This window comes from Escherichia sp. R1 (assembly GCF_003000935.1).
GTDB lineage: Bacteria > Pseudomonadota > Gammaproteobacteria > Enterobacterales > Enterobacteriaceae > Escherichia > Escherichia coli.
On sequence record NZ_PSRU01000006.1, the window covers coordinates 73084 to 95568 of the forward strand.

Below are 22485 nucleotides of genomic sequence, written 5' to 3' on the forward strand. Positions count from 1 at the left end.
AATTGCGCAACGTAAAAAATCGTTGCGCAATCGTGGATTTTTACCCTGCTTTGTTTTTATAATGGTGCGCACTTTTATATCCAGAAAAAGAGTGCGACCATGATTGATACCACCCTGCCATTAACTGATATCCATCGCCACCTTGATGGCAACATTCGTCCCCAGACCATTCTTGAACTTGGCCGCCAGTATAATATCTCGCTTCCTGCACAATCCCTGGAAACACTGATTCCCCACGTTCAGGTCATTGCCAACGAACCCGATCTGGTGAGCTTTCTGACTAAACTTGACTGGGGCGTTAAAGTTCTCGCCTCTCTTGATGCCTGCCGCCGCGTGGCATTTGAAAACATTGAAGATGCAGCCCGTAACGGCCTGCACTATGTCGAGCTGCGTTTTTCACCAGGCTACATGGCAATGGCACATCAGCTGCCTGTAGCGGGTGTTGTCGAAGCGGTGATCGATGGCGTACGTGAAGGTTGCCGCGCCTTTGGTGTGCAGGCGAAGCTTATCGGTATTATGAGCCGGACCTTCGGCGAAGCCGCCTGTCAGCAAGAGCTGGAGGCCTTTTTAGCCCACCGTGACCAGATTACCGCACTTGATTTAGCCGGTGATGAACTTGGTTTCCCGGGAAGTCTGTTCCTTTCTCATTTCAACCGCGCGCGTGATGCGGGCTGGCATATTACCGTCCATGCAGGCGAAGCTGCCGGACCGGAAAGCATCTGGCAGGCGATTCGTGAACTGGGGGCGGAGCGTATTGGACATGGCGTAAAAGCCATTGAAGATCGGGCGCTGATGGATTTTCTCGCCGAGCAACAAATTGGTATTGAATCCTGTCTGACCTCCAATATTCAGACCAGCACCGTGGCGGATCTGGCTGCACATCCGCTGAAAACGTTCCTTGAGCATGGCATTCGTGCCAGCATTAACACTGACGATCCAGGCGTGCAGGGAGTGGATATCATTCACGAATATACCGTTGCCGCGCCAGCTGCTGGGTTATCCCGCGAGCAAATCCGCCAGGCACAGATTAATGGTCTGGAAATGGCTTTCCTCAGCGCAGAGGAAAAACGCGCACTGCGAGAAAAAGTCGCCGCGAAGTAACAAAAATGGATGGTGCTAATTGCACCATCCCCTTTTCACGCAAGGCACAAAGTCGCGCGATGTTTGGCGGATTCGATGCCCAGCTCAATCAACTCCATTACCTGGATTGCCTGACTTGCCGGAACCGGATTTTCACCATCGCCATTTAACGCATCACGAATAGCCGCATAGTAAGCCGGATAATTCCCCGGCACTGTCAACAGCGTTTCTTCGACACGTTCCTCACCTTCCACGCGGGTAAGTACGCCATCGCGCATATCGTAGCCCCAGTCTTCCTGCGGCAGACGCTCGCCATTTTTCAGACGTTCTTCCTGTGGATCGAGGCCATATTTCACATAACTGCCTCGGGATCCATGCACGATATACCGTGCTGACTCGGCTGCTGCCAGCATGGTGCCGTGTAAAATCACTCGCCGCTGCGGATAGGACAAGATAGCGTGGAAATAATCGGTCGACTGCGCTCCGGGCCGTAACTGTGCCAAATCTACCGTCATGCTAACCGGTAAACCAAATAACGTAATGGCCTGATCCAGAAGGTGCGGTGCTAAATCGTACCAGATACCGCTGCCTGGGCCGCCCTGTTCACGCCAACGATCGCGCACCTGCGGGCGGAAGCGGTCAAAATGGGACTCAAAGTAAGCAATTTCACCCAGCACGCCTTCCGCGAGCAAACCTTTTAGCGTCAGGAAATCGCTATCCCAGCGACGGTTATGGAATACAGACAGCACTCGCCCCAGGCTTTTTGCCAGCGCTTCCAGCTCTCGTGCTTGTGACAGTGTCACGGTAAAGGGTTTATCAACGACCACATGTTTACCCGCCTCAAGCGCCGCTTTGGCTAACGGAAAATGGGTATCGTTGGGTGTAGGAATGACAATCAGGTCTATGTTGGGATCGTTAAACAGATGCTTCGGCTCAGAGACAACCGTAACCGTTGGCCAGTCAGCTTTTACTTTTGTTTCATCGCTGCTGGAGATTACCGCCAGCTCCAGCCCGGGCGTGCCCGCAATCAGGGGCGCATGGAAGGTTTTGCTCGCATAACCATACCCAATCAACCCAACACGGATGTTGTCGCTCATGTCATTGCCTCTCATTGAAGTATGATGGCTATTTGACACTATCCTTTACCCTCGCTCAACAGTTTAATAACCTGCCAGCAATAAGGGATGTTGTTTAACTTAAGTCAAAAAAATAGCGATTTTTCCAACGACAAAAGCTAAATATTGCAAAAACCTCAGTAAAAATCTTGCTGGAGCTATTATTGCTAAGTAACATTTACCCCCTGAAGTTAATGGATCAATCAACAGAGATGTGGGCTGTAATGAATCGTCTTATTGAATTAACAGGTTGGATCGTTCTTGTCGTTTCAGTCATTCTTCTTGGCGTGGCGAGTCACATTGACAACTATCAGCCACCTGAACAGAGTACTACAGTACAACACAAGTAAGCTCTGCACTTGTTGAGCGACATGCTGCCCGTCCGGGTGCATGTTTTCACTTGTCGGATATTAAACCAGGAATTTATTATCTTGTTCGATGTTGTTGATGATTGTCAGGGATAGTAAAGCGCGTTACTCTTTCCAGAGCAGTTTTTCATCCCTGAATATTTGCCATCAGCACATTCTTATTATTGTAATAACACAAGCGTTCACTTTTGGTGAAATTTTATCATCACTAATAATACCTACCCCTTTGGTATTAATTATTTTATGGACCTTTTATGACTGTTCAGGACTACTTATTAAAATTTCGCAAAATCAGTTCACTCGAAAGTCTGGAAAAACTCTACGACCATCTTAATTACACCCTGACGGACGATCAGGAACTGATCAATATGTATCGTGCTGCCGATCACCGTCGCGCAGAGCTGGTTTCTGGCGGGCGTTTGTTTGACCTCGGCCAGGTACCGAAGTCCGTCTGGCGCTATGTCCAGTAAAGAAAGTAGCGATCGGTTATAAAAGCCTTATAATAACGCCCCTAAAATTAGATTTGTCTGTTTGCGTCGCTATTCTGGAGAACCTATGACCACCACAACGCCACAACGTATTGGAGGCTGGTTGCTTGGCCCGTTGGCCTGGCTTTTAGTCGCTCTGTTGAGTACGACGCTGGCGTTGTTGCTGTATACCGCTGCGTTATCTTCTCCGCAAACATTTCAAACGCTCGGCGGACAAGCACTGACGACACAAATCTTATGGGGCGTTTCTTTTATTACCGCTATCGCCATGTGGTATTACACACTGTGGTTGACCATCGCTTTCTTTAAACGTCGGCGTTGTGTTCCTAAACACTATATTATCTGGCTGCTTATTTCCGTATTGCTGGCAGTAAAAGCGTTCGCTTTTTCACCCGTAGAAGATGGCATAGCCGTTCGCCAGTTGCTGTTTACTTTGTTGGCAACCGCATTGATCGTCCCCTATTTCAAACGCTCGTCGCGGGTGAAAGCGACGTTTGTGAATCCGTAATAACCTTACAGTTAACCTGTTGTCGCCTGCTCTGGATTAACGGATAATAGGCGGCTTTTTTATTTCAGGCCGAAAAATGACTGACTACCTGTTACTGTTTGTCGGAACTGTACTGGTCAATAACTTTGTACTGGTCAAGTTTCTCGGTCTCTGTCCGTTTATGGGGGTTTCCAAAAAGCTGGAAACCGCGATGGGCATGGGGCTGGCAACAACGTTTGTAATGACGCTGGCGTCTATTTGCGCCTGGCTTATCGATACGTGGATTTTGATCCCACTTAATCTGATTTACCTGCGCACCCTGGCGTTTATTCTGGTGATTGCTGTGGTTGTGCAGTTCACCGAAATGGTGGTGCGCAAAACCAGCCCGGTACTTTACCGTCTGCTGGGGATTTTTTTGCCGCTTATCACCACCAACTGTGCCGTGCTCGGCGTGGCGTTGCTGAATATCAATCTCGGGCACAATTTCTTGCAGTCAGCGCTGTACGGTTTTTCCGCCGCTGTCGGTTTCTCGCTGGTGATGGTGCTCTTCGCCGCCATCCGCGAACGCCTTGCTGTGGCTGATGTCCCGGCACCTTTTCGCGGTAATGCCATTGCGTTAATTACCGCAGGTCTTATGTCTCTGGCCTTTATGGGCTTTAGTGGTTTGGTGAAGTTGTAATGAATGCTATCTGGATTGCCGTTGCCGCCGTGAGCCTGCTGGGCCTGGCGTTTGGCGCCATTCTGGGTTATGCCTCCCGCCGTTTTGCGGTGGAAGACGATCCGGTCGTTGAGAAAATTGACGAAATCTTACCGCAGAGCCAGTGTGGTCAGTGCGGTTATCCCGGCTGTCGCCCCTACGCGGAAGCCATCAGCTGTAACGGTGAAAAAATCAACCGTTGCGCCCCAGGTGGCGAAGCTGTGATGCTAAAAATTGCCGAGTTGCTTAATGTCGAGCCGCAGCCGCTGGATGGCGAAGCGCAAGAGCTAACGCCAGCGCGGATGGTGGCGGTGATTGATGAAAATAACTGTATTGGCTGCACTAAATGTATTCAGGCGTGTCCGGTAGACGCCATCGTTGGCGCTACCCGCGCCATGCATACGGTAATGAGTGATCTCTGTACGGGCTGCAATTTATGTGTTGATCCGTGCCCGACACACTGCATCTCGTTGCAACCGGTCGCAGAAACTCCTGACTCCTGGAAATGGGATCTGAACACCATTCCCGTGCGTATCATTCCCGTGGAACACCATGCTTAAGTTATTCTCTGCATTCAGAAAAAATAAAATCTGGGATTTCAACGGCGGCATCCATCCACCGGAGATGAAAACCCAGTCCAACGGTACGCCCCTGCGCCAGGTACCACTGGCGCAGCGTTTTGTCATTCCACTGAAACAACATATTGGCGCTGAAGGTGAGTTGTGCGTTAGCGTCGGCGATAACGTATTGCGCGGTCAGCCGCTTACCCGTGGTCGCGGCAAAATGCTGCCGGTTCACGCGCCCACCTCGGGTACCGTTACGGCTATTGCGCCCCACTCTACGGCTCATCCTTCAGCTTTAGCTGAATTAAGTGTGATTATTGATGCCGATGGCGAAGACTGCTGGATCCCGCGCGACGGCTGGGCCGATTATCGCTCTCGCAGTCGCGAAGAGTTAATCGAGCGCATTCATCAGTTTGGTGTTGCCGGGCTGGGTGGTGCGGGATTTCCGACAGGCGTTAAATTGCAGGGCGGCGGAGATAAGATTGAAACGTTGATTATCAACGCTGCTGAGTGCGAGCCGTACATTACCGCCGATGACCGTTTGATGCAGGATTGTGCGGCTCAGGTCGTAGAGGGTATCCGCATCCTTGCGCATATTCTGCAGCCACGCGAAATTCTTATCGGTATTGAAGATAACAAACCGCAGGCGATTTCCATGCTGCGCGCGGTGCTGGCAGACTCTCACGATATTTCTCTGCGGGTGATTCCCACCAAATATCCTTCTGGCGGTGCTAAACAATTAACCTACATTCTGACCGGGAAGCAGGTTCCACATGGCGGGCGTTCATCCGATATCGGCGTATTAATGCAAAACGTCGGCACCGCTTATGCAGTGAAACGTGCCGTTATTGATGGCGAGCCGATTACCGAGCGTGTCGTGACCCTGACTGGCGAAGCAATCGCTCGCCCGGGCAACGTCTGGGCACGGTTGGGGACGCCAGTGCGTCATTTATTGAATGACGCCGGATTCTGCCCCTCTGCCGACCAAATGGTGATTATGGGCGGCCCGCTAATGGGCTTTACCTTGCCGTGGCTGGATGTCCCGGTCGTAAAGATTACCAACTGTCTGTTGGCTCCCTCTGCCAATGAACTTGGCGAACCACAGGAAGAACAAAGTTGCATCCGTTGTAGCGCCTGTGCTGACGCCTGCCCTGCGGATCTTTTGCCGCAACAGCTGTACTGGTTCAGCAAAGGTCAGCAACACGATAAAGCCACCACGCATAACATTGCCGACTGCATTGAATGTGGAGCTTGCGCGTGGGTTTGCCCGAGCAATATCCCCCTGGTGCAATATTTCCGTCAGGAAAAAGCTGAAATTGCGGCTATTCGTCAGGAAGAAAAGCGCGCCGCAGAAGCCAAAGCGCGTTTCGAAGCGCGCCAGGCTCGTCTGGAGCGCGAAAAAGCGGCTCGCCTTGAACGACATAAGAGCGCAGCCGTTCAACCTGCAGCCAAAGATAAAGATGCGATTGCTGCCGCCCTGGCGCGGGTGAAAGAGAAACAGGCCCAGGCTACACAGCCTATTGTGATTAAAGCGGGCGAACGCCCGGATAACAGTGCAATTATTGCAGCACGGGAAGCCCGTAAAGCGCAAGCCAGAGCGAAACAGGCAGAACTGCAGCAAACTAACGACGCTGCAACCGTTGCTGATCCACGTAAAACTGCAGTTGAAGCGGCTATTGCCCGCGCCAAAGCACGCAAGCTGGAACAGCAACAAGCCAATGCGGAGCCAGAACAACAGGTCGATCCGCGCAAAGCCGCCGTCGAAGCCGCTATCGCCCGTGCCAAAGCACGCAAGCTGGAACAGCAACAGGCCAATGCGGAGCCAGAAGAACAGATTGATCCGCGCAAAGCTGCCGTCGAAGCGGCTATTGCCCGTGCCAAAGCGCGCAAGCTGGAACAGCAACAACAGGCTAATGCGGAACCAGAAGAACAGGTTGATCCACGCAAAGCCGCCATCGAAGCGGCTATTGCACGCGCCAAAGCGCGCAAGCTGGAACAGCAACAGGCTAATGCAGAGCCAGAAGAACAGATTGATCCGCGCAAAGCGGCAGTTGCTGCGGCTATTGCCCGCGTTCAGGCCAAAAAAGCCGCCCAGCAAAAGGTTGTAAACGAGGACTAAATGGTATTCAGAATAGCTAGCTCCCCTTATACCCATAACCAGCGCCAGACATCGCGCATTATGCTGTTGGTATTGCTCGCAGCCGTGCCAGGAATCGCAGCGCAACTGTGGTTTTTTGGTTGGGGTACTCTCGTTCAGATCCTGTTGGCGTCGGTCAGTGCTCTTCTGGCCGAAGCTCTCGTCCTCAAACTACGCAAGCAGTCGGTAGCTGCAACGTTGAAAGATAACTCAGCATTGCTGACAGGCTTATTGCTGGCGGTAAGTATTCCCCCCCTCGCGCCATGGTGGATGGTCGTGCTGGGTACGGTGTTTGCGGTGATCATCGCTAAACAGTTGTATGGCGGTCTGGGGCAAAACCCGTTTAATCCGGCAATGATTGGTTATGTGGTCTTACTGATCTCCTTCCCGGTGCAGATGACCAGTTGGTTACCGCCACATGAAATTGCGGTCAACATCCCTGGTTTTATCGACACCATACAGGTTATTTTCAGTGGTCATACCACCAGTGGTGGTGATATGAACACGCTACGCTTAGGTATTGATGGCATTAGTCAGGCGACACCGCTGGATACATTTAAAACCTCTGTCCGTGCCGGTCATTCGGTTGAAGAGATTATGCAATATCCGATCTACAGCGGTATTCTGGCGGGCGCTGGTTGGCAATGGGTAAATCTCGCCTGGCTGGCTGGCGGCGTGTGGTTGCTATGGCAGAAAGCGATTCGCTGGCATATTCCCCTCAGCTTCTTAGCAACGTTGGCGTTATGCGCAACGTTGGGCTGGTTGTTCTCACCAGATACTCTGGCAGCACCGCAAATTCATCTGCTGTCTGGTGCGACCATGCTCGGCGCATTCTTTATTTTGACTGACCCGGTTACCGCTTCTACGACCAATCGTGGTCGTCTTATTTTCGGCGCGCTGGCGGGCTTATTAGTCTGGTTGATCCGCAGTTTCGGCGGCTATCCTGACGGCATGGCTTTTGCCGTCCTGCTGGCGAACATCACGGTTCCTCTGATCGATTACTACACGCGTCCGTGCGTCTACGGTCATCGCAAAGGGTAAACCATGCTGAAAACTATCCGAAAACACGGCATTACGTTGGCGCTCTTTGCAGCGGGTTCAACAGGGTTAACTGCGGCCATCAACCAGATGACCAAAACGACAATTGCTGAACAGGCCAGTCTGCAACAAAAGGCGTTATTTGATCAGGTGCTGCCAGCTGAACGCTATAACAATGCGCTGGCACAGAGTTGCTATCTGGTCACTGCGCCAGAGTTAGGTAAAGGTGAGCATCGGGTTTACATCGCCAAACAGGATGACAAACCGGTAGCTGCCGTTCTGGAAGCAACCGCGCCAGATGGCTATTCAGGTGCGATTCAGCTGCTGGTAGGAGCCGATTTTAACGGCACGGTACTTGGCACGCGCGTGACTGAGCACCACGAAACGCCAGGGCTTGGCGATAAAATCGAACTGCGCCTTTCTGACTGGATCACCCATTTTGCGGGTAAAAAAATCAGTGGTGCGGATGATGCGAACTGGGCGGTGAAGAAAGATGGTGGTGATTTCGACCAGTTCACCGGCGCGACGATTACTCCCCGCGCGGTGGTTAATGCGGTAAAACGCGCCGGATTGTACGCTCAGACGTTACCCGCACAACTTTCTCAACTTCCTGCCTGTGGAGAATAAAACGTGAGCGAAATTAAAGACGTTATTGTTCAGGGGTTGTGGAAAAACAACTCTGCGCTGGTCCAGCTGCTCGGCCTTTGTCCTCTGTTGGCGGTCACGTCCACTGCCACTAACGCTCTGGGTTTAGGACTTGCGACTACGCTGGTACTGACGCTAACCAACCTGACCATTTCGACGCTGCGTCACTGGACACCCGCCGAGATCCGCATTCCCATTTACGTGATGATCATCGCCTCGGTGGTCAGCGCTGTACAGATGCTGATCAACGCCTACGCCTTTGGCCTGTATCAATCATTAGGGATTTTTATTCCGCTGATTGTCACTAACTGTATCGTTGTGGGCCGCGCTGAAGCCTTCGCCGCCAAAAAAGGTCCGGCGCTTTCGGCACTGGACGGCTTTTCAATTGGTATGGGCGCAACCTGCGCCATGTTCGTGCTGGGTTCACTACGCGAAATTATCGGCAATGGCACGTTGTTTGACGGTGCAGATGCGCTGTTAGGTAGCTGGGCGAAAGTATTACGCGTGGAGATTTTCCACACCGACTCCCCTTTCCTGCTGGCGATGCTGCCACCAGGTGCATTTATTGGCCTGGGACTGATGCTGGCAGGAAAATACCTGATTGATGAAAAAATGAAAAAGCGCCGTACTGAAGCAGCTGCCGAACGTGCATTGCCAAACGGTGAAACAGGGAATGTCTGATGAACAAAGCAAAACGCCTGGAGATCCTCACTCGCCTGCGTGAGAACAATCCTCATCCCACCACCGAGCTTAATTTCAGTTCGCCTTTTGAATTGCTGATTGCCGTACTGCTTTCCGCTCAGGCGACCGATGTCAGTGTTAATAAGGCGACGGCGAAACTCTACCCGGTGGCTAATACGCCTGCAGCGATGCTTGAACTGGGCGTTGAAGGGGTGAAAACCTATATCAAAACGATTGGCCTTTATAACAGCAAAGCAGAAAATATCATCAAAACCTGCCGTATATTACTGGAACAACATAATGGCGAGGTTCCGGAAGATCGTGCTGCGCTTGAAGCCCTGCCTGGTGTAGGTCGTAAAACAGCCAACGTCGTATTAAACACTGCATTCGGCTGGCCGACTATTGCTGTCGACACGCACATTTTCCGCGTTTGTAATCGTACTCAATTTGCGCCGGGGAAAAACGTCGAACAGGTAGAAGAAAAGCTACTGAAAGTGGTTCCGGCAGAGTTTAAAGTCGACTGCCACCATTGGTTGATCCTGCACGGGCGTTATACCTGCATTGCCCGCAAGCCTCGCTGTGGCTCTTGTATTATTGAAGATCTTTGTGAATACAAAGAGAAAGTTGACATCTAAAGATCAGGGGTAACACCGATTACCCCATTCATAACCTTTCTTTATCCTCTTTTAAAACATCTTTTTAACGTCAATGATGCCATTGCTTAGCGTTATCATCAGGTAATCCGTTTGCAGATAACCAAAAATGCAGGTTAATTGTTTTTTTAATAGCGAAATTTTCTATTCATTCGTGATCAAGATCACGATGCTGTGGCAATGTAAAAACATTGCAAGAATCAGGTTAAAATCATTTAAATTTACACACGCAACAAATATTGACCTACAAAACATTACACTGGCTATTTTTCAGAAACTGGACTATCTCACTAGGAAAAACGCCAAATAGTAGAACATATCGCCATTAAGCCATCATCACCCTCTCAGGGTAGTGAAAAAATCTGCCGTTACGTTTTTTGAAAAATTTAACGCTGGATAACATTTCCCGGAATGGTTGAATTCCCCGCCTCAGTTATATGTAACAGATTATTACAAAGGACTTGTCTGAAAGTGCAAGATAGTGAACATTACCTGCCGTTTCCCCTCCCACTATAACAATTGCGCGTATGTTTTTTAGACATAACGCGAGAAAGCACCCCCGTTAATATGGGATGTAAAAAAAGAGGTAAAAGTGTCCACTGCAAACCAAAAACCAACTGAAAGCGTCAGTTTGAACGCTTTTAAACAACCGAAGGCGTTCTATCTCATCTTCTCGATTGAGTTATGGGAACGTTTTGGTTATTACGGCCTACAAGGAATTATGGCTGTTTACCTGGTTAAACAACTGGGTATGTCTGAAGCGGATTCAATCACCCTTTTCTCTTCCTTTAGTGCCCTGGTTTATGGTCTGGTCGCTATCGGCGGCTGGTTAGGTGACAAGGTACTGGGTACTAAACGCGTAATTATGCTCGGCGCTATTGTGCTGGCGATTGGTTATGCTCTGGTTGCCTGGTCTGGTCACGACGCCGGTATCGTTTATATGGGTATGGCGGCTATTGCGGTCGGTAACGGCCTGTTTAAAGCTAACCCGTCTTCTCTGCTTTCTACATGCTATGAGAAAAACGACCCGCGTCTGGACGGTGCATTCACCATGTACTACATGTCCGTCAACATCGGCTCTTTCTTCTCTATGATTGCTACGCCGTGGCTGGCCGCGAAATACGGCTGGAGTGTTGCGTTTGCGTTGAGCGTTGTAGGCCTGCTGATCACTATCGTTAACTTCGCCTTCTGCCAACGTTGGGTTAAACAGTACGGTTCAAAACCAGACTTCGAGCCTATCAACTACCGTAACCTGCTGCTGACCATTATTGGTGTTGTGGCACTGATCGCTATCGCCACCTGGCTGCTGCACAATCAGGAAGTTGCGCGTATGGCGCTGGGCGTTGTTGCCTTCGGTATCGTGGTTATCTTCGGTAAAGAAGCCTTCGCGATGAAAGGTGCTGCGCGTCGTAAAATGATCGTTGCCTTCATCCTGATGCTCGAAGCCATTATCTTCTTCGTGCTTTATAGCCAGATGCCAACGTCACTGAACTTCTTTGCGATTCGTAACGTTGAACACACCATTCTGGGCCTGGCCGTAGAACCTGAGCAGTATCAGGCACTGAACCCGTTCTGGATCATCATTGGTAGCCCGATTCTGGCCGCTATCTATAACAAGATGGGCGATACCCTGCCAATGCCAACCAAGTTTGCTATCGGCATGGTGATGTGTTCTGGTGCGTTCCTGATTCTGCCGCTGGGTGCGAAATTCGCGTCTGACGCTGGTATCGTGTCTGTAAGCTGGCTGGTCGCGAGCTATGGCCTGCAGAGTATCGGGGAACTGATGATCTCTGGCCTGGGTCTGGCAATGGTTGCACAACTCGTTCCGCAGCGTCTGATGGGCTTCATTATGGGTAGCTGGTTCCTGACCACTGCCGGTGCAAACCTGATTGGTGGTTATGTTGCAGGTATGATGGCTGTGCCGGATAACGTTACCGATCCGCTGATGTCACTGGAAGTCTATGGTCGCGTATTCTTGCAGATTGGTGTCGCTACTGCCGTTATTGCAGTACTGATGCTGTTTACCGCGCCGAAACTGCACCGCATGACGCAGGATGACGCTGCAGACAAAGCGGCGAAAGCAGCCGTAGCGTAAAATTCAGGGAAACTCTTTTACAAGCCGCTAACTTTTCGTTAGCGGCTTTTTTTTTGTTCAGCAACGCACTACCATACTTTAAACCACAGACAAAAGGAGTTACCGATGAAATTGTTCTACAAACCGGGCGCCTGCTCTCTCGCTTCCCATATCACCCTGCGTGAGAGCGGAAAGGATTTTACGCTCGTCAGTGTGGATTTAATGAAAAAACGTCTCGAAAACGGTGACGATTACTTTGCCGTTAACCCTAAGGGACAGGTACCTGCATTGCTGCTGGACGATGGTACTTTGCTGACGGAAGGCGTAGCGATTATGCAGTATCTTGCCGACAGCGTCCCCGACCGCCAGTTGCTGGCACCGGTAAACAGTATTTCCCGCTATAAAACCATCGAATGGCTGAATTACATCGCCACCGAGCTGCATAAAGGTTTCACACCTCTGTTTCGCCCTGATACACCGGAAGAGTACAAATCGACAGTTCGCGCGCAGCTGGAGAAGAAGCTGCAATATGTGAACGAGGCACTGAAGGATGAGCACTGGATCTGCGGGCAACGATTTACAATTGCTGATGCCTATCTGTTTACGGTTCTGCGCTGGGCATACGCGGTGAAACTGAATCTGGAAGGGTTAGAGCACATTGCGGCATTTATGCAACGTATGGCTGAACGTCCGGAAGTACAAGACGCGCTGTCAGCGGAAGGCTTAAAGTAATAGCCATCGGCCCACAGGTCGTTGTGGGCCGAAATGAGATATTTCAGAGCTTTGTTGCGCTGAAATAATGTTCTGGATTGGCAATACGATCCTGAGCAGCAACCACTTGCAGCTCATATTCCTGCATTGCTTTTGTGGTCACCATGATTTCGTATACTGCAGCGGTCACATGTTCCAGGGCCTCCTGCAGCGTTGCCCCCTGAAGCAGTTTCACCAGCAGTAAGCCGCTCGTCACATCACCAACACCTACCGGCTGGCGCATACCAAAATCCACCAGCGGACGGCTGATATGCCAGGCTTCATCGGCGGTGACTAGCAGCATTTCAAAACGGTCACGGCTGTAGCCAGCTCGCGCCAGGTGTTTAACCAACACAATTTGTGGCCCTTGCGCAATGAGTTCGCGCGCTGCCAGAACCGCTTCTTCGACGTTATTTACCGGATGCTCACAGAGTATTTCCAGCTCAACCAGATTCGGCGCAATGATATCGCTGGCAGGCAAACCGTGCCGCACATGAAACTCTGCGACACCCGGTGCAACGATACAGCCTTTTTCCGGATGACCCATTACCGGATCGCAAAAATATTTCGCCTGTGGATTCGCTGCTTTCACCTGACGAACGATACCGAGGATATGTTCACCCTGCTCCGCCGATCCCAAATAGCCACTTAATACGGCATCACAGGTGTGTAATTTATCAATGGCGGCAATGCCTTGCACAATTTCGGTTAAATGGCTGGGCGGCATCACGCAGCCAGTCCATTTGCCGTATTGGGTGTGATTAGAAAATTGAACGGTGTTCAGCGGCCAGACGTTCGCGCCCAAGCGGCGCATCGGAAACTCTGCCGCACTGTTACCCGCATGACCATAAACAACGTGAGACTGGATAGCGAGAATATTTTTCATCATGTTCCCTGTATAAAAACCAGGGGGAGTGATTTCTCACTCCCCCTTTCCACTTAATGCATTATTTCCAGCAAATCAGACAGTAATTCTTTTTGCCGCGACGCAGTAAGGTAAAACGACCAAACAGACGATCTTCTTCTTTAAAGAAGTATTCAGGATCGGACTGTTTTTCACCGTTAATGGTGATGGCATTGGAGGCGATAGTTTTACGCGCCTGACCACGGGAAGGTTGCAGTTCAGAATCGACCAGCGCCTGCATCAGGTCTGCGCCCTTTTCCATCTCAACCATCGGTACGCCGTCCTGCGCCAGCTGTTCGAAGTCCGCTTCACTCAGCGCACTCAAGGAACCGCTGAACAGGCATTCGGTAATACGTTTTGCCGCCTGCAAACCTTCTTCACCATGCACCAGACGTGTCACCTGTTCTGCAAGCACATACTGGGCGCGCGGTGCTTTACCGCTGTTTTTATCTTCTTCTTCCAGGGCGTTGATCTCTTCAATGCTCATGAAGGTGAAGAATTTCAGGAAGCGGTAAACGTCGGCATCCGCAGTGTTGATCCAGAACTGGTAGAATTTGTACGGGCTGGTTTTCTTCGGATCCAACCAGACTGCGCCGCCTTCAGTTTTACCAAATTTGGTGCCGTCTGCTTTGGTGATCAGCGGAACGGTCAAGCCAAACACCTGATTCTGATGCAGACGACGGGTCAGGTCGATACCAGAAGTGATGTTACCCCACTGGTCAGAACCACCGATTTGCAGCACCACACCGTACTGTTTGTTCAGACAGGCGAAGTCATAACCCTGCAACAGGTTGTAGGAAAACTCAGTGAACGAAATCCCCTGATCTTCACGGTTGAGACGCTGCTTAACCGCTTCTTTGTTGATCATCTGGTTAACGGAGAAGTGTTTGCCAATATCGCGCAGGAAGGTCAGCACATTCATATTGCCGAACCAGTCATAGTTGTTCGCCGCGATAGCAGAGTTTTCTCCACAGTCGAAATCGAGGAACGGGGCAACCTGCTTGCGGATTTTGTCCACCCACTCCTGAACAGTTTCTTCAGTGTTCAGCTTACGCTCGGCAGCTTTGAAGCTCGGGTCGCCAATCAGACCCGTCGCGCCGCCTACCAGCGCAACCGGCTTGTGGCCCGCCTGCTGGAAGCGTTTCAGGCATAACAATGGAACAAGATGCCCCAAATGCAAGCTGTCAGCGGTAGGATCGAAGCCGCAATAGAGCGCGATCGGGCCTTGCGCCAGTCGCTCTGCTAACGCTTCCTCGTCCGTCACCTGGGCTACCAGCCCCCGCTCTTGCAATTGTTTAATCAAGTTACTGCTTGCCATCAAAATCTCCATGTATATAACGACTGCACCTTTGCCGGTACACGACTTTTCGCCAGATGCGAAAGAGACATAGAATAAAGTGCCAGAATCAGGAGTACCAGCGATTAAAGCAAGATTTTTGCATCTTTTCAGGGTGCAAGACGATCAATCTTCCACGCATCATTTTCACGCTGGTACAAAAAGCGGTCATGCAGGCGATGCTCACCGCCCTGCCAGAACTCAATCTGTTCAAGGCTGACGCGAAAACCGCCCCAAAAACTGGGCAATGGCACTTCGCCCTGTTGAAACTTCTGCTTCAGCTCCAGAAATTTACTTTCAAGGATACCGCGGGCAGAAATGCGACTGGACTGCTTCGAAACCCATGCACCAATCTGGCTATCACGCGGGCGGCTATGAAAATATTTCATCACTTCGAGAGTCGAAAGTCGTTCCGCTTTACCGATCACCATCACCTGGCGTTCAAGGGTATGCCACGGGAACAGCAGGCTAACGCGCGGATTATTTTCGATTTGATGTGCTTTACGGCTGCCGAGGTTGGTGTAAAACACCATGCCTTTTTCGTCGTAATGTTTGAGTAAAACGATGCGCTGATAAGGCTGACCATGTTCATCCACGGTAGCGACCACCATCGCGGTAGGGTCAGCCAGTTTGGCTTCACAAGCCTGAGAGAGCCAACGTTCAAAAAGGGTTAATGGATCGGCGGGTAGATCGCGGCGGCGTAACCCGCCTTTGGTGTATTCACGGCGCAGATGCGCGATTTGCTGCAATTCGTCGTTATCAGACATGGTTTTCTTTACGGATTGTCAGTGGGTGACGCTATTGTGCGCCGCCCCTGGAAAAATCTCAACGCTGCGGATTTTGTAACTGACAGTTATTCAAGACGATGCGGTCGCGTTTATAGACAGTCGCTTCCTCGCCTTTCGACCAGAAAACATAGATTCCGTCGGTGTAACGTGCACCAGACGCTGAAATGCCCTGTTTGAGATGCAGTAGTTGATTATCGTAAACAAAACTGACTTCCTGGCGCGGATTATTCAGTTTGACCGTCAACGGTTTTTCATCACACTGGTATTCCAGCGTATCGGTTTGCATGCGCTCAACCAGTTGATTGAACGCGCTACAGCCGGTGAGAAGCACCGGCAAACAGATCAGTAACAGTTTTTTCATAGAAATATCCCGAAGACTTTCCTGGTCTGGAGGGCAATACGCCCTCCCTAACGTTCCAAGTGTAACGGCAGACGCGGTAAGAAAAATTCAGTTAACTCTGATATCACGGGTTAGCGGGGAAAATAGCCCCCAGTACCGTCTCCTGGCTTGCGCCAGTGACGGAAGGCAGATTTCCTGATAATCCCGCCAGCGTTCGCCAGGCAAGCCAGGCGAACGCCAATGCTTCCATGTCATCGCCACTAATGCCAACGGCATCGGTGGTGGTGACTTCTGTGCCTGGCAGTAATGCCGCCAGACGCGCCATGAGTAGCGGATTACGACTACCTCCACCACATACCATCAATCGTTCGCAGCCACCGCTCAACAAAACTTGTTCAGAAATGGTCACGGCGGTGAGTTCTGCCACTGTGGCCTGCACATCACGGGGATCAACCCCCGGAAAATGGCGCAAATGGCGCTCCAGCCAGCCGTAGTTAAAGTATTCGCGTCCGGTGCTTTTCGGTGCGGGTTGCGAGAAATATGGGTCGCTGAGCATATTTTGCAGCAGTGGGAGAATAACTTTACCCGCCCGTGCCCACTCGGCATCTTTATCGTAAGGTTTACCGGCCTGACGCCAGATCCAGGCATCCATCAGCATGTTACCAGGACCGGTATCGTAGCCCCCAACCGGCTGGCCAGGAATGAGCAGTGACAGATTGGCGATGCCGCCAATATTGAGCACCATTCGTCGCTCGGTTGGGTGAGCCAGCAGCGCATGATGGAACGCAGGTACCAGCGGTGCACCTTGTCCTCCCAAGGCAATATCGCGACGGCGAAAATCACCGACAACCGTAATTCCGGTGCGCGCCACAATTTGATTGTTATCGCCAATCTGTAAAGTGTGTGGTGCCACGCCCGTCGGTTCGTGCCAGACGGTTTGACCGTGACAGCCGATCGCAACGATATCTCTCGCCTGCAGGTTTTGTTCCTTAAGCAAGGCATTGACCGCATCAGCAAAAAGTCGCCCGAGTTGAGTATCAAGCTGTCCAAACTGCGAAAGTGTAAGCTGCTGGCCCTGGCAAATATCCAGTACAGCCTGTTTCAGAGACACCGGGATCGGCCAGCTCAAACTTGCCAGCTGTGCGACCCGGTGTTCATCAATTGTCGCCAACACAACATCAACACCATCAAGGCTGGTGCCTGACATAACGCCAATAAAGCGGCCCGATTTCATAGTTCATCCTTTTTCAATCTGACGTTTGCGCACCACTCAAACATAAACTTTTCGTGAATACCATGCGGAATGACCAATTTTTACCGTTGGTAGTAAAACATTATCTTCAAATCAATAATCATCATGAATATTTTGTTTATAATTGGTTGATCCTACTTTCATTATGATTTGCTCATATTTGGTAGAACATGTAACCATGGATTCACATATGCCATATACTTTGACCATGAGGGATGCTTGCGTGGCGTTTCATGGTGAACAGGAGATTTTTCAATGATTAAACGCGTATTGGTTGTTTCAATGGTAGGTCTGTCTCTTGTCGGTTGTGTTAATAACGACACCCTGTCAGGGGATGTTTATACCGCTTCTGAAGCGAAACAAGTACAGAATGTCAGCTATGGCACCATCGTTAATGTACGTCAGGTACAGATTCAGGGCGGTGATGATTCCAACGTTATCGGCGCAATTGGTGGTGCTGTACTTGGTGGTTTCCTGGGAAATACTATTGGCGGCGGAACCGGGCGTTCTCTGGCTACTGCAGCAGGGGCTGTTGCAGGTGGTGTAGCCGGTCAGGGCGTACAGAGTGCAATGAACAAAACGCAGGGTGTCGAGCTGGAAATTCGTAAAGATGATGGCAACACCATCATGGTGGTACAGAAACAAGGGAACACTCATTTCTCTCCAGGCCAACGTGTCGTACTGGCCAGCAATGGCAGTCAGGTGACCGTTTCCCCGCGCTAAATAAGTTTGCGTGTGGTCAGGTTACTGACCACACGCCCCCTTCATTTCACCCTTTGGCCTGTAACTCAATGATATTATGCTCAAGTTTTGCGATGAGCTTAATCAGTTGTTCCAGTTCCTCTGCGGAGATGCCATGTAAAATTTCCGCGCGGGTTTTGTTAATAACAGCTTCCATTTCGCTGATCAGTGGCTCTGCCTTTTCCGTCAGTTTAATACGTTTAGCCCGACGATCGCTGGCACAAGTTTGACGCGAAATTAACCCTTTTTCTTCCAGTTGGTCCAGCGTACGGACCAGTGATGGCTGCTCGATGCCAATCGCTTTTGCCAGTTGAATTTGCGACTGGTCTGGAGGTAACTGATGGATATTGTGTAACGTAACCCAATGGGTTTGTGTTAACTCCAGCGGTTTCAGGCGATGGTCTATCAGAGCACGCCATATGCGCACCAACCGTGCCAGATCAGAACCTAGTGGCGATTCCAATTTCATCTCCTTATAATTAGCTTGCTAAGATATTATGCGGCTTTTAGAATAGTGTGCAGCAATTGTATTGCTAAAACAAATGTATTGCTGCATTTGGTTACCGTCAGACATATTTTTCAGAAATTGCGCGTAAATTTTTCGCACTTAAAGAATATTTATTAATCTAACGCAATATATTCTGTCGTAAAGGAATCTACTTTGTGAAGTTTATGCTCAATGCAACAGGATTGCCCTTACAAGATCTGGTGTTCGGTGCGTCCGTCTACTTTCCTCCGTTTTTCAAAGCATTCGCATTTGGATTCGTCATCTGGCTTGTCATACACCGCCTGCTTCGAGGCTGGATCTACGCCGGTGACATCTGGCATCCCTTGTTAATGGATTTATCGCTGTTTGCGATTTGCGTTTGCCTTGCTCTGGCAATACTGATTGCGTGGTAACTATGTCAATTAAAACAATTAAGTATTTCTCAACAATCATTGTAGCGGTAGTTGCGGTTCTTGCCGGATGGTGGCTGTGGAATTTTTACATGCAATCTCCGTGGACACGCGACGGGAAAATACGCGCAGAACAGGTTTCTATCACCCCACAGGTGTCGGGACGTATTGTTGAGCTGAATATAAAAGACAACCAGCTGGTTAACGCGGGGGATCTTCTGCTCACGATCGATAAAACGCCCTTTCAGATCGCCGAGCTGAACGCACAGGCTCAGCTGGCGAAAGCGCAATCTGGCCTCGCAAAAGCCAATAACGAAGCGAATCGTCGTCGTCATCTCTCACAAAATTTTATTTCTGCCGAAGAACTCGATACCGCTAACCTCAATGTTAAAGCGATGCAGGCCAGCGTTGATGCCGCACAGGCGACGCTGAAACAGGCACAATGGCAACTGGCACAAACGGAAATTCGCGCCCCGGTGAGTGGATGGGTGACTAATCTCACTACCCGCATCGGCGACTACGCTGACACCGGGAAACCGCTGTTTGCCCTTGTTGACAGCCACTCGTTTTACGTCATTGGTTATTTTGAAGAAACCAAGTTGCGCCATATCCGCGAAGGTGCACCAGCACAAATTACCCTCTATAGTGATAACAAAACGTTACAGGGTCACGTGTCCAGTATCGGTCGGGCGATTTATGATCAGAGCGTTGAAAGTGACTCAAGCCTTATTCCGGATGTGAAACCTAACGTCCCCTGGGTTCGCCTCGCCCAACGCGTTCCCGTCCGCTTTACGCTGGATAAAGTCCCAGGCGATGTCACGCTGGTGTCGGGCACCACCTGTAGCATTGCCGTAGGTCAATAATGAACGCATCGTCATGGTCCTTGCGCAATTTGCCCTGGTTCAGGGCCACGCTGGCGCAATGGCGTTATGCGTTACGCAATACCATTGCCATGTGTCTGGCGCTGACGGTTGCCTATTATTTGAATCTTGATGAGCCCTATTGGGCGATGACCTCGGCTGCGGTGGTTAGCTTTCCCACCGTTGGCGGTGTCATCAGCAAAAGCCTCGGACGCATCGCTGGCAGTTTGCTCGGAGCCATTGCGGCACTGCTTCTTGCCGGACATACGCTCAATGAGCCGTGGTTTTTTCTATTGAGCATGTCGGCGTGGCTTGGCTTTTGTACCTGGGCCTGTGCGCACTTCACGAATAACGTCGCGTATGCATTTCAACTGGCGGGCTACACGGCTGCCATCATCGCCTTTCCGATGGTTAATATTACTGAGGCCAGCCAGCTGTGGGATATCGCTCAGGCGCGTGTTTGCGAGGTGATAGTCGGTATTTTGTGCGGCGGCATGATGATGATGATCCTGCCGAGCAGTTCCGATGCTACAGCCCTTTTAACCGCATTGAAAAACATGCACGCCCGATTACTGGAACATGCCAGTTTACTCTGGCGGCCTGAAACAACCGATGCCATTCGTGCAGCACATGAAGGGGTGATTGGGCAGATACTGACCATGAATTTGCTGCGTATCCAGGCTTTCTGGAGCCACTATCGTTTTCGCCAGCAAAACGCGCGCCTTAATGCGCTACTCCACCAGCAATTACGTATGACCAGTGTCATCTCCAGCCTGCGACGTATGTTGCTCAACTGGCCCTCACCGCCAGATGCCACGCGAGAAATTCTCGAACAGCTGCTGACGGCGCTCGCCAGTTCGCAAACAGATGTTTACACCGTCGCACGTATTATCTCCCCGCTACGCCCGACCAACGTCGCCGACTACCGGCACGTCGCCTTCTGGCAGCGACTACGTTATTTTTGCCGCCTTTATCTGCAAAGTAGTCAGGAATTACATCGTCTGCAAAGCGGTGTAGATGATCATGCCAGACTCCCACGGACATCCGGCCTGGCTCGTCATACCGATAACGCCGAAGCTATGTGGAGCGGGCTGCGTACATTTTGTACGTTAATGATGATTGGCGCATGGAGTATTGCTTCGCAATGGGATGCCGGTGCCAATGCTTTAACGCTGGCAGCAATTAGCTGCGTACTCTACTCCGCCGTCGCGGCACCGTTTAAGTCGTTGTCACTGCTGATGCGCACGCTGGTGTTACTTTCGCTATTCAGCTTTGTGGTCAAATTTGGCCTGATGGTGCAGATTAGCGATCTGTGGCAATTTTTACTGTTTCTCTTTCCACTGCTGGCGACGATGCAGCTTCTTAAATTGCAGATGTCCAAATTTGCCGCACTGTGGGGGCAACTGATTGTTTTTATGGGTTCGTTTATCGCTGTCACTAATCCCCCGGTGTATGATTTTGCTGATTTTCTTAACGATAATCTGGCAAAAATTGTTGGCGTCGCGTTGGCGTGGTTAGCGTTCGCCATTCTGCGTCCAGGATCGGATGCTCGTAAAAGCCGCCGCCATATTCGCGCGCTGCGCCGGGATTTTGTCGATCAACTAAGCCGCCATCCAACACTGAGTGAAAGCGAATTTGAATCGCTCACTTATCATCACGTCAGTCAGTTGAGTAACAGCCAGGATGCGCTGGCTCGCCGTTGGTTATTACGCTGGGGTGTAGTGTTGCTGAACTGTTCTCATGTTGTCTGGCAATTGCGCGACTGGGAATCGCGTTCCGATCCGTTATCGCGAGTACGGGATAACTGTATTTCACTGTTGCGGGGAGTGATGAGTGAGCGTGGCGTTCAGCAAAAATCACTGGCGGCCACACTTGAAGAATTACAGCGGATTTGCGACAGCCTTGCCCGTCATCATCAACCTGCCGCCCGAGAGCTGGCGGCAATTGTCTGGCGGCTGTACTGCTCGCTTTCGCAACTTGAGCAAGCACCGCCGCAAGGTACGCTGGCTTCTTAATTACTTAATTACTTAATTACACCACAGGCATAGCGTTCACCGCCACCGCCCAGCGGTTTGGGTTGATCGGACATATTATCGCCGCCAACGTGGACCATCAGCGCTTTGTCTTTGACTTCATCCAGTGATTTCAGACGAGGCGCGATGACGGCATCGGTCGCCTTGCCGTCATTATTGACTACCAGTGCAGGCAGATCGCCTAAATGCCCGGCACCTTCTGGCCCTTCATGTTTACCGGTATTTTGTGGATCAAGATGCCCGCCTGCGGATTCTGCGGCGCTGGCTTTGCCATCTTTGGTGGCTGGCTGGCAGCTTCCTTTGGCATGAATATGGAAGCCATGTTCACCGGGAGGTAATGCTTTCAGATCGGGCGAAAACTCCAGACCTTTATCGGTTTCAGTAATGGTGACGCTACCAATTGACTGCCCAACCCCTTGCGACGTGACGAGGTTCATCTCGACTTTTTCACTGGCAGCTTGTGCGCCGGTCGCAACAACCAGCGCCAGAATGGCCAGACTAAAACGTTTCATAGGACCTCCGTTCATTGTGCATTCCTGAATAAGTGTAAACCAGTGA

The 22485-nt window shown here is 50.8% G+C and carries 25 protein-coding genes; 17 read left to right on the top strand and 8 right to left on the bottom strand.

Translation table 11 applies throughout. The annotated features are described in order from the left end of the window. The first annotated feature begins 99 nt into the window (after positions 1-99). Entirely contained in the window at positions 100-1101 is a 1002-nt protein-coding gene (gene add / locus C4F37_RS09225; protein WP_001773931.1) for an adenosine deaminase, read from the top strand. A gap of 35 nt (positions 1102-1136) precedes the next feature. On the opposite strand, the gene C4F37_RS09230 is transcribed toward add, so the two are convergent. After that, positions 1137-2177 (bottom strand): oxidoreductase, encoded by a 1041-nt coding sequence (locus C4F37_RS09230; protein ID WP_001282531.1) that lies wholly within the window; start codon positions 2175-2177, stop codon positions 1137-1139. A gap of 242 nt (positions 2178-2419) precedes the next feature. On the opposite strand from C4F37_RS09230, the gene blr reads away from it, so the two are divergent. From blr to gstA, 12 genes are all read left to right on the top strand, one after another. Next, positions 2420-2545: a division septum protein Blr gene (gene blr / locus C4F37_RS09235; protein WP_001296096.1), complete on the top strand. Its 126-nt coding sequence runs from the start codon at positions 2420-2422 to the stop codon at positions 2543-2545. A 272-nt stretch (positions 2546-2817) separates the two neighbouring features. After that, positions 2818-3033 carry a transcription modulator YdgT gene (gene ydgT, locus C4F37_RS09245; protein WP_000217951.1) on the top strand — a complete coding sequence of 72 codons (216 nt, stop codon included), beginning with the start codon at positions 2818-2820 and terminating at the stop codon, positions 3031-3033. An 85-nt stretch (positions 3034-3118) separates the two neighbouring features. Next, positions 3119-3559, top strand: a complete 441-nt coding sequence (locus tag C4F37_RS09250; RefSeq protein WP_000214176.1) for a DUF2569 domain-containing protein — start codon at positions 3119-3121, stop codon at positions 3557-3559. A 76-nt stretch (positions 3560-3635) separates the two neighbouring features. After that, on the top strand, positions 3636-4217 hold the full coding sequence (gene rsxA, locus C4F37_RS09255) for an electron transport complex subunit RsxA (RefSeq protein ID WP_000133193.1): 582 nt from the start codon (positions 3636-3638) through the stop codon (positions 4215-4217). After that, positions 4217-4795, top strand: coding sequence for an electron transport complex subunit RsxB (gene rsxB / locus C4F37_RS09260; protein WP_000991809.1), 579 nt, complete (start codon positions 4217-4219; stop codon positions 4793-4795). The genes rsxA and rsxB overlap by 1 nt, the downstream gene beginning before the upstream one ends. Next, complete coding sequence (gene rsxC / locus C4F37_RS09265) at positions 4788-6917, top strand: electron transport complex subunit RsxC (protein WP_001538789.1); 2130 nt, start codon at positions 4788-4790, stop codon at positions 6915-6917. The genes rsxB and rsxC overlap by 8 nt, the downstream gene beginning before the upstream one ends. Next, on the top strand, positions 6918-7976 hold the full coding sequence (rsxD, locus tag C4F37_RS09270; RefSeq protein WP_001773932.1) for an electron transport complex subunit RsxD: 1059 nt from the start codon (positions 6918-6920) through the stop codon (positions 7974-7976). Positions 7977-7979: 3 nt separating this feature from the next. After that, positions 7980-8600 carry an electron transport complex subunit RsxG gene (gene rsxG, locus C4F37_RS09275; protein WP_000920791.1) on the top strand — a complete coding sequence of 207 codons (621 nt, stop codon included), beginning with the start codon at positions 7980-7982 and terminating at the stop codon, positions 8598-8600. Positions 8601-8603: 3 nt separating this feature from the next. After that, positions 8604-9299 carry an electron transport complex subunit RsxE gene (gene rsxE, locus C4F37_RS09280; RefSeq protein WP_001289646.1) on the top strand — a complete coding sequence of 232 codons (696 nt, stop codon included), beginning with the start codon at positions 8604-8606 and terminating at the stop codon, positions 9297-9299. Beyond that, the gene (nth, locus tag C4F37_RS09285) at positions 9299-9934 is read left to right on the top strand and encodes an endonuclease III (RefSeq protein ID WP_001030339.1); all 636 of its coding nucleotides are present in this window, start codon (positions 9299-9301) and stop codon (positions 9932-9934) included. The genes rsxE and nth overlap by 1 nt, the downstream gene beginning before the upstream one ends. A gap of 610 nt (positions 9935-10544) precedes the next feature. Beyond that, the gene (gene dtpA / locus C4F37_RS09295; protein WP_000100937.1) at positions 10545-12047 is read left to right on the top strand and encodes a dipeptide/tripeptide permease DtpA; all 1503 of its coding nucleotides are present in this window, start codon (positions 10545-10547) and stop codon (positions 12045-12047) included. Between the two features lie 105 nt (positions 12048-12152). Further along, positions 12153-12758, top strand: coding sequence for a glutathione transferase GstA (gstA, locus tag C4F37_RS09300; RefSeq protein ID WP_000765756.1), 606 nt, complete (start codon positions 12153-12155; stop codon positions 12756-12758). Positions 12759-12801: 43 nt separating this feature from the next. Here gstA and pdxY read toward each other — a convergent pair whose 3' ends face one another. The 5 genes from pdxY to anmK all read right to left on the bottom strand — a co-directional run bounded on the left by pdxY (position 12802) and on the right by anmK (position 17378). After that, entirely contained in the window at positions 12802-13662 is an 861-nt protein-coding gene (pdxY, locus tag C4F37_RS09305; protein WP_001296097.1) for a pyridoxal kinase PdxY, read from the bottom strand. Positions 13663-13723: 61 nt separating this feature from the next. After that, positions 13724-14998: a tyrosine--tRNA ligase gene (gene tyrS, locus C4F37_RS09310; protein WP_001295400.1), complete on the bottom strand. Its 1275-nt coding sequence runs from the start codon at positions 14996-14998 to the stop codon at positions 13724-13726. 128 nt (positions 14999-15126) lie between these two features. Beyond that, a complete protein-coding gene (gene pdxH / locus C4F37_RS09315; RefSeq protein WP_001282319.1) occupies positions 15127-15783 on the bottom strand; it encodes a pyridoxamine 5'-phosphate oxidase in 657 nt (218 codons plus the stop codon). A 58-nt stretch (positions 15784-15841) separates the two neighbouring features. Further along, positions 15842-16165, bottom strand: a complete 324-nt coding sequence (gene mliC, locus C4F37_RS09320; RefSeq protein WP_000734948.1) for a C-type lysozyme inhibitor — start codon at positions 16163-16165, stop codon at positions 15842-15844. 103 nt (positions 16166-16268) lie between these two features. After that, positions 16269-17378 (bottom strand): anhydro-N-acetylmuramic acid kinase, encoded by a 1110-nt coding sequence (gene anmK / locus C4F37_RS09325; protein WP_001538792.1) that lies wholly within the window; start codon positions 17376-17378, stop codon positions 16269-16271. Positions 17379-17651: 273 nt separating this feature from the next. On the opposite strand from anmK, the gene slyB reads away from it, so the two are divergent. After that, positions 17652-18119, top strand: a complete 468-nt coding sequence (slyB, locus tag C4F37_RS09330) for an outer membrane lipoprotein SlyB (RefSeq protein WP_000597201.1) — start codon at positions 17652-17654, stop codon at positions 18117-18119. A 46-nt stretch (positions 18120-18165) separates the two neighbouring features. Here the strand turns inward: slyB and slyA are convergent, their stop codons facing one another. Further along, positions 18166-18600 (bottom strand): transcriptional regulator SlyA, encoded by a 435-nt coding sequence (slyA, locus tag C4F37_RS09335; protein ID WP_000445640.1) that lies wholly within the window; start codon positions 18598-18600, stop codon positions 18166-18168. Positions 18601-18800: 200 nt separating this feature from the next. Here slyA and C4F37_RS09340 point away from each other — a divergent pair, with 200 nt between their 5' ends. Genes C4F37_RS09340 through C4F37_RS09350 form a run of 3 tightly spaced genes read left to right on the top strand, consistent with a single transcriptional unit; the run spans position 18801 to position 21909 of the window. Beyond that, entirely contained in the window at positions 18801-19037 is a 237-nt protein-coding gene (locus C4F37_RS09340; protein ID WP_000670994.1) for a DUF1656 domain-containing protein, read from the top strand. A gap of 2 nt (positions 19038-19039) precedes the next feature. Next, positions 19040-19897, top strand: coding sequence for an efflux RND transporter periplasmic adaptor subunit (locus tag C4F37_RS09345; protein WP_001556971.1), 858 nt, complete (start codon positions 19040-19042; stop codon positions 19895-19897). Further along, the gene (locus tag C4F37_RS09350) at positions 19897-21909 is read left to right on the top strand and encodes an FUSC family protein (protein ID WP_001538794.1); all 2013 of its coding nucleotides are present in this window, start codon (positions 19897-19899) and stop codon (positions 21907-21909) included. Before C4F37_RS09345 ends, C4F37_RS09350 begins: the two co-directional genes overlap by 1 nt. Before the next feature lie 8 nt (positions 21910-21917). On the opposite strand, the gene sodC is transcribed toward C4F37_RS09350, so the two are convergent. Next, positions 21918-22439 carry a superoxide dismutase [Cu-Zn] SodC gene (gene sodC, locus C4F37_RS09355; RefSeq protein WP_001298528.1) on the bottom strand — a complete coding sequence of 174 codons (522 nt, stop codon included), beginning with the start codon at positions 22437-22439 and terminating at the stop codon, positions 21918-21920. Positions 22440-22485 lie beyond the last annotated feature (46 nt).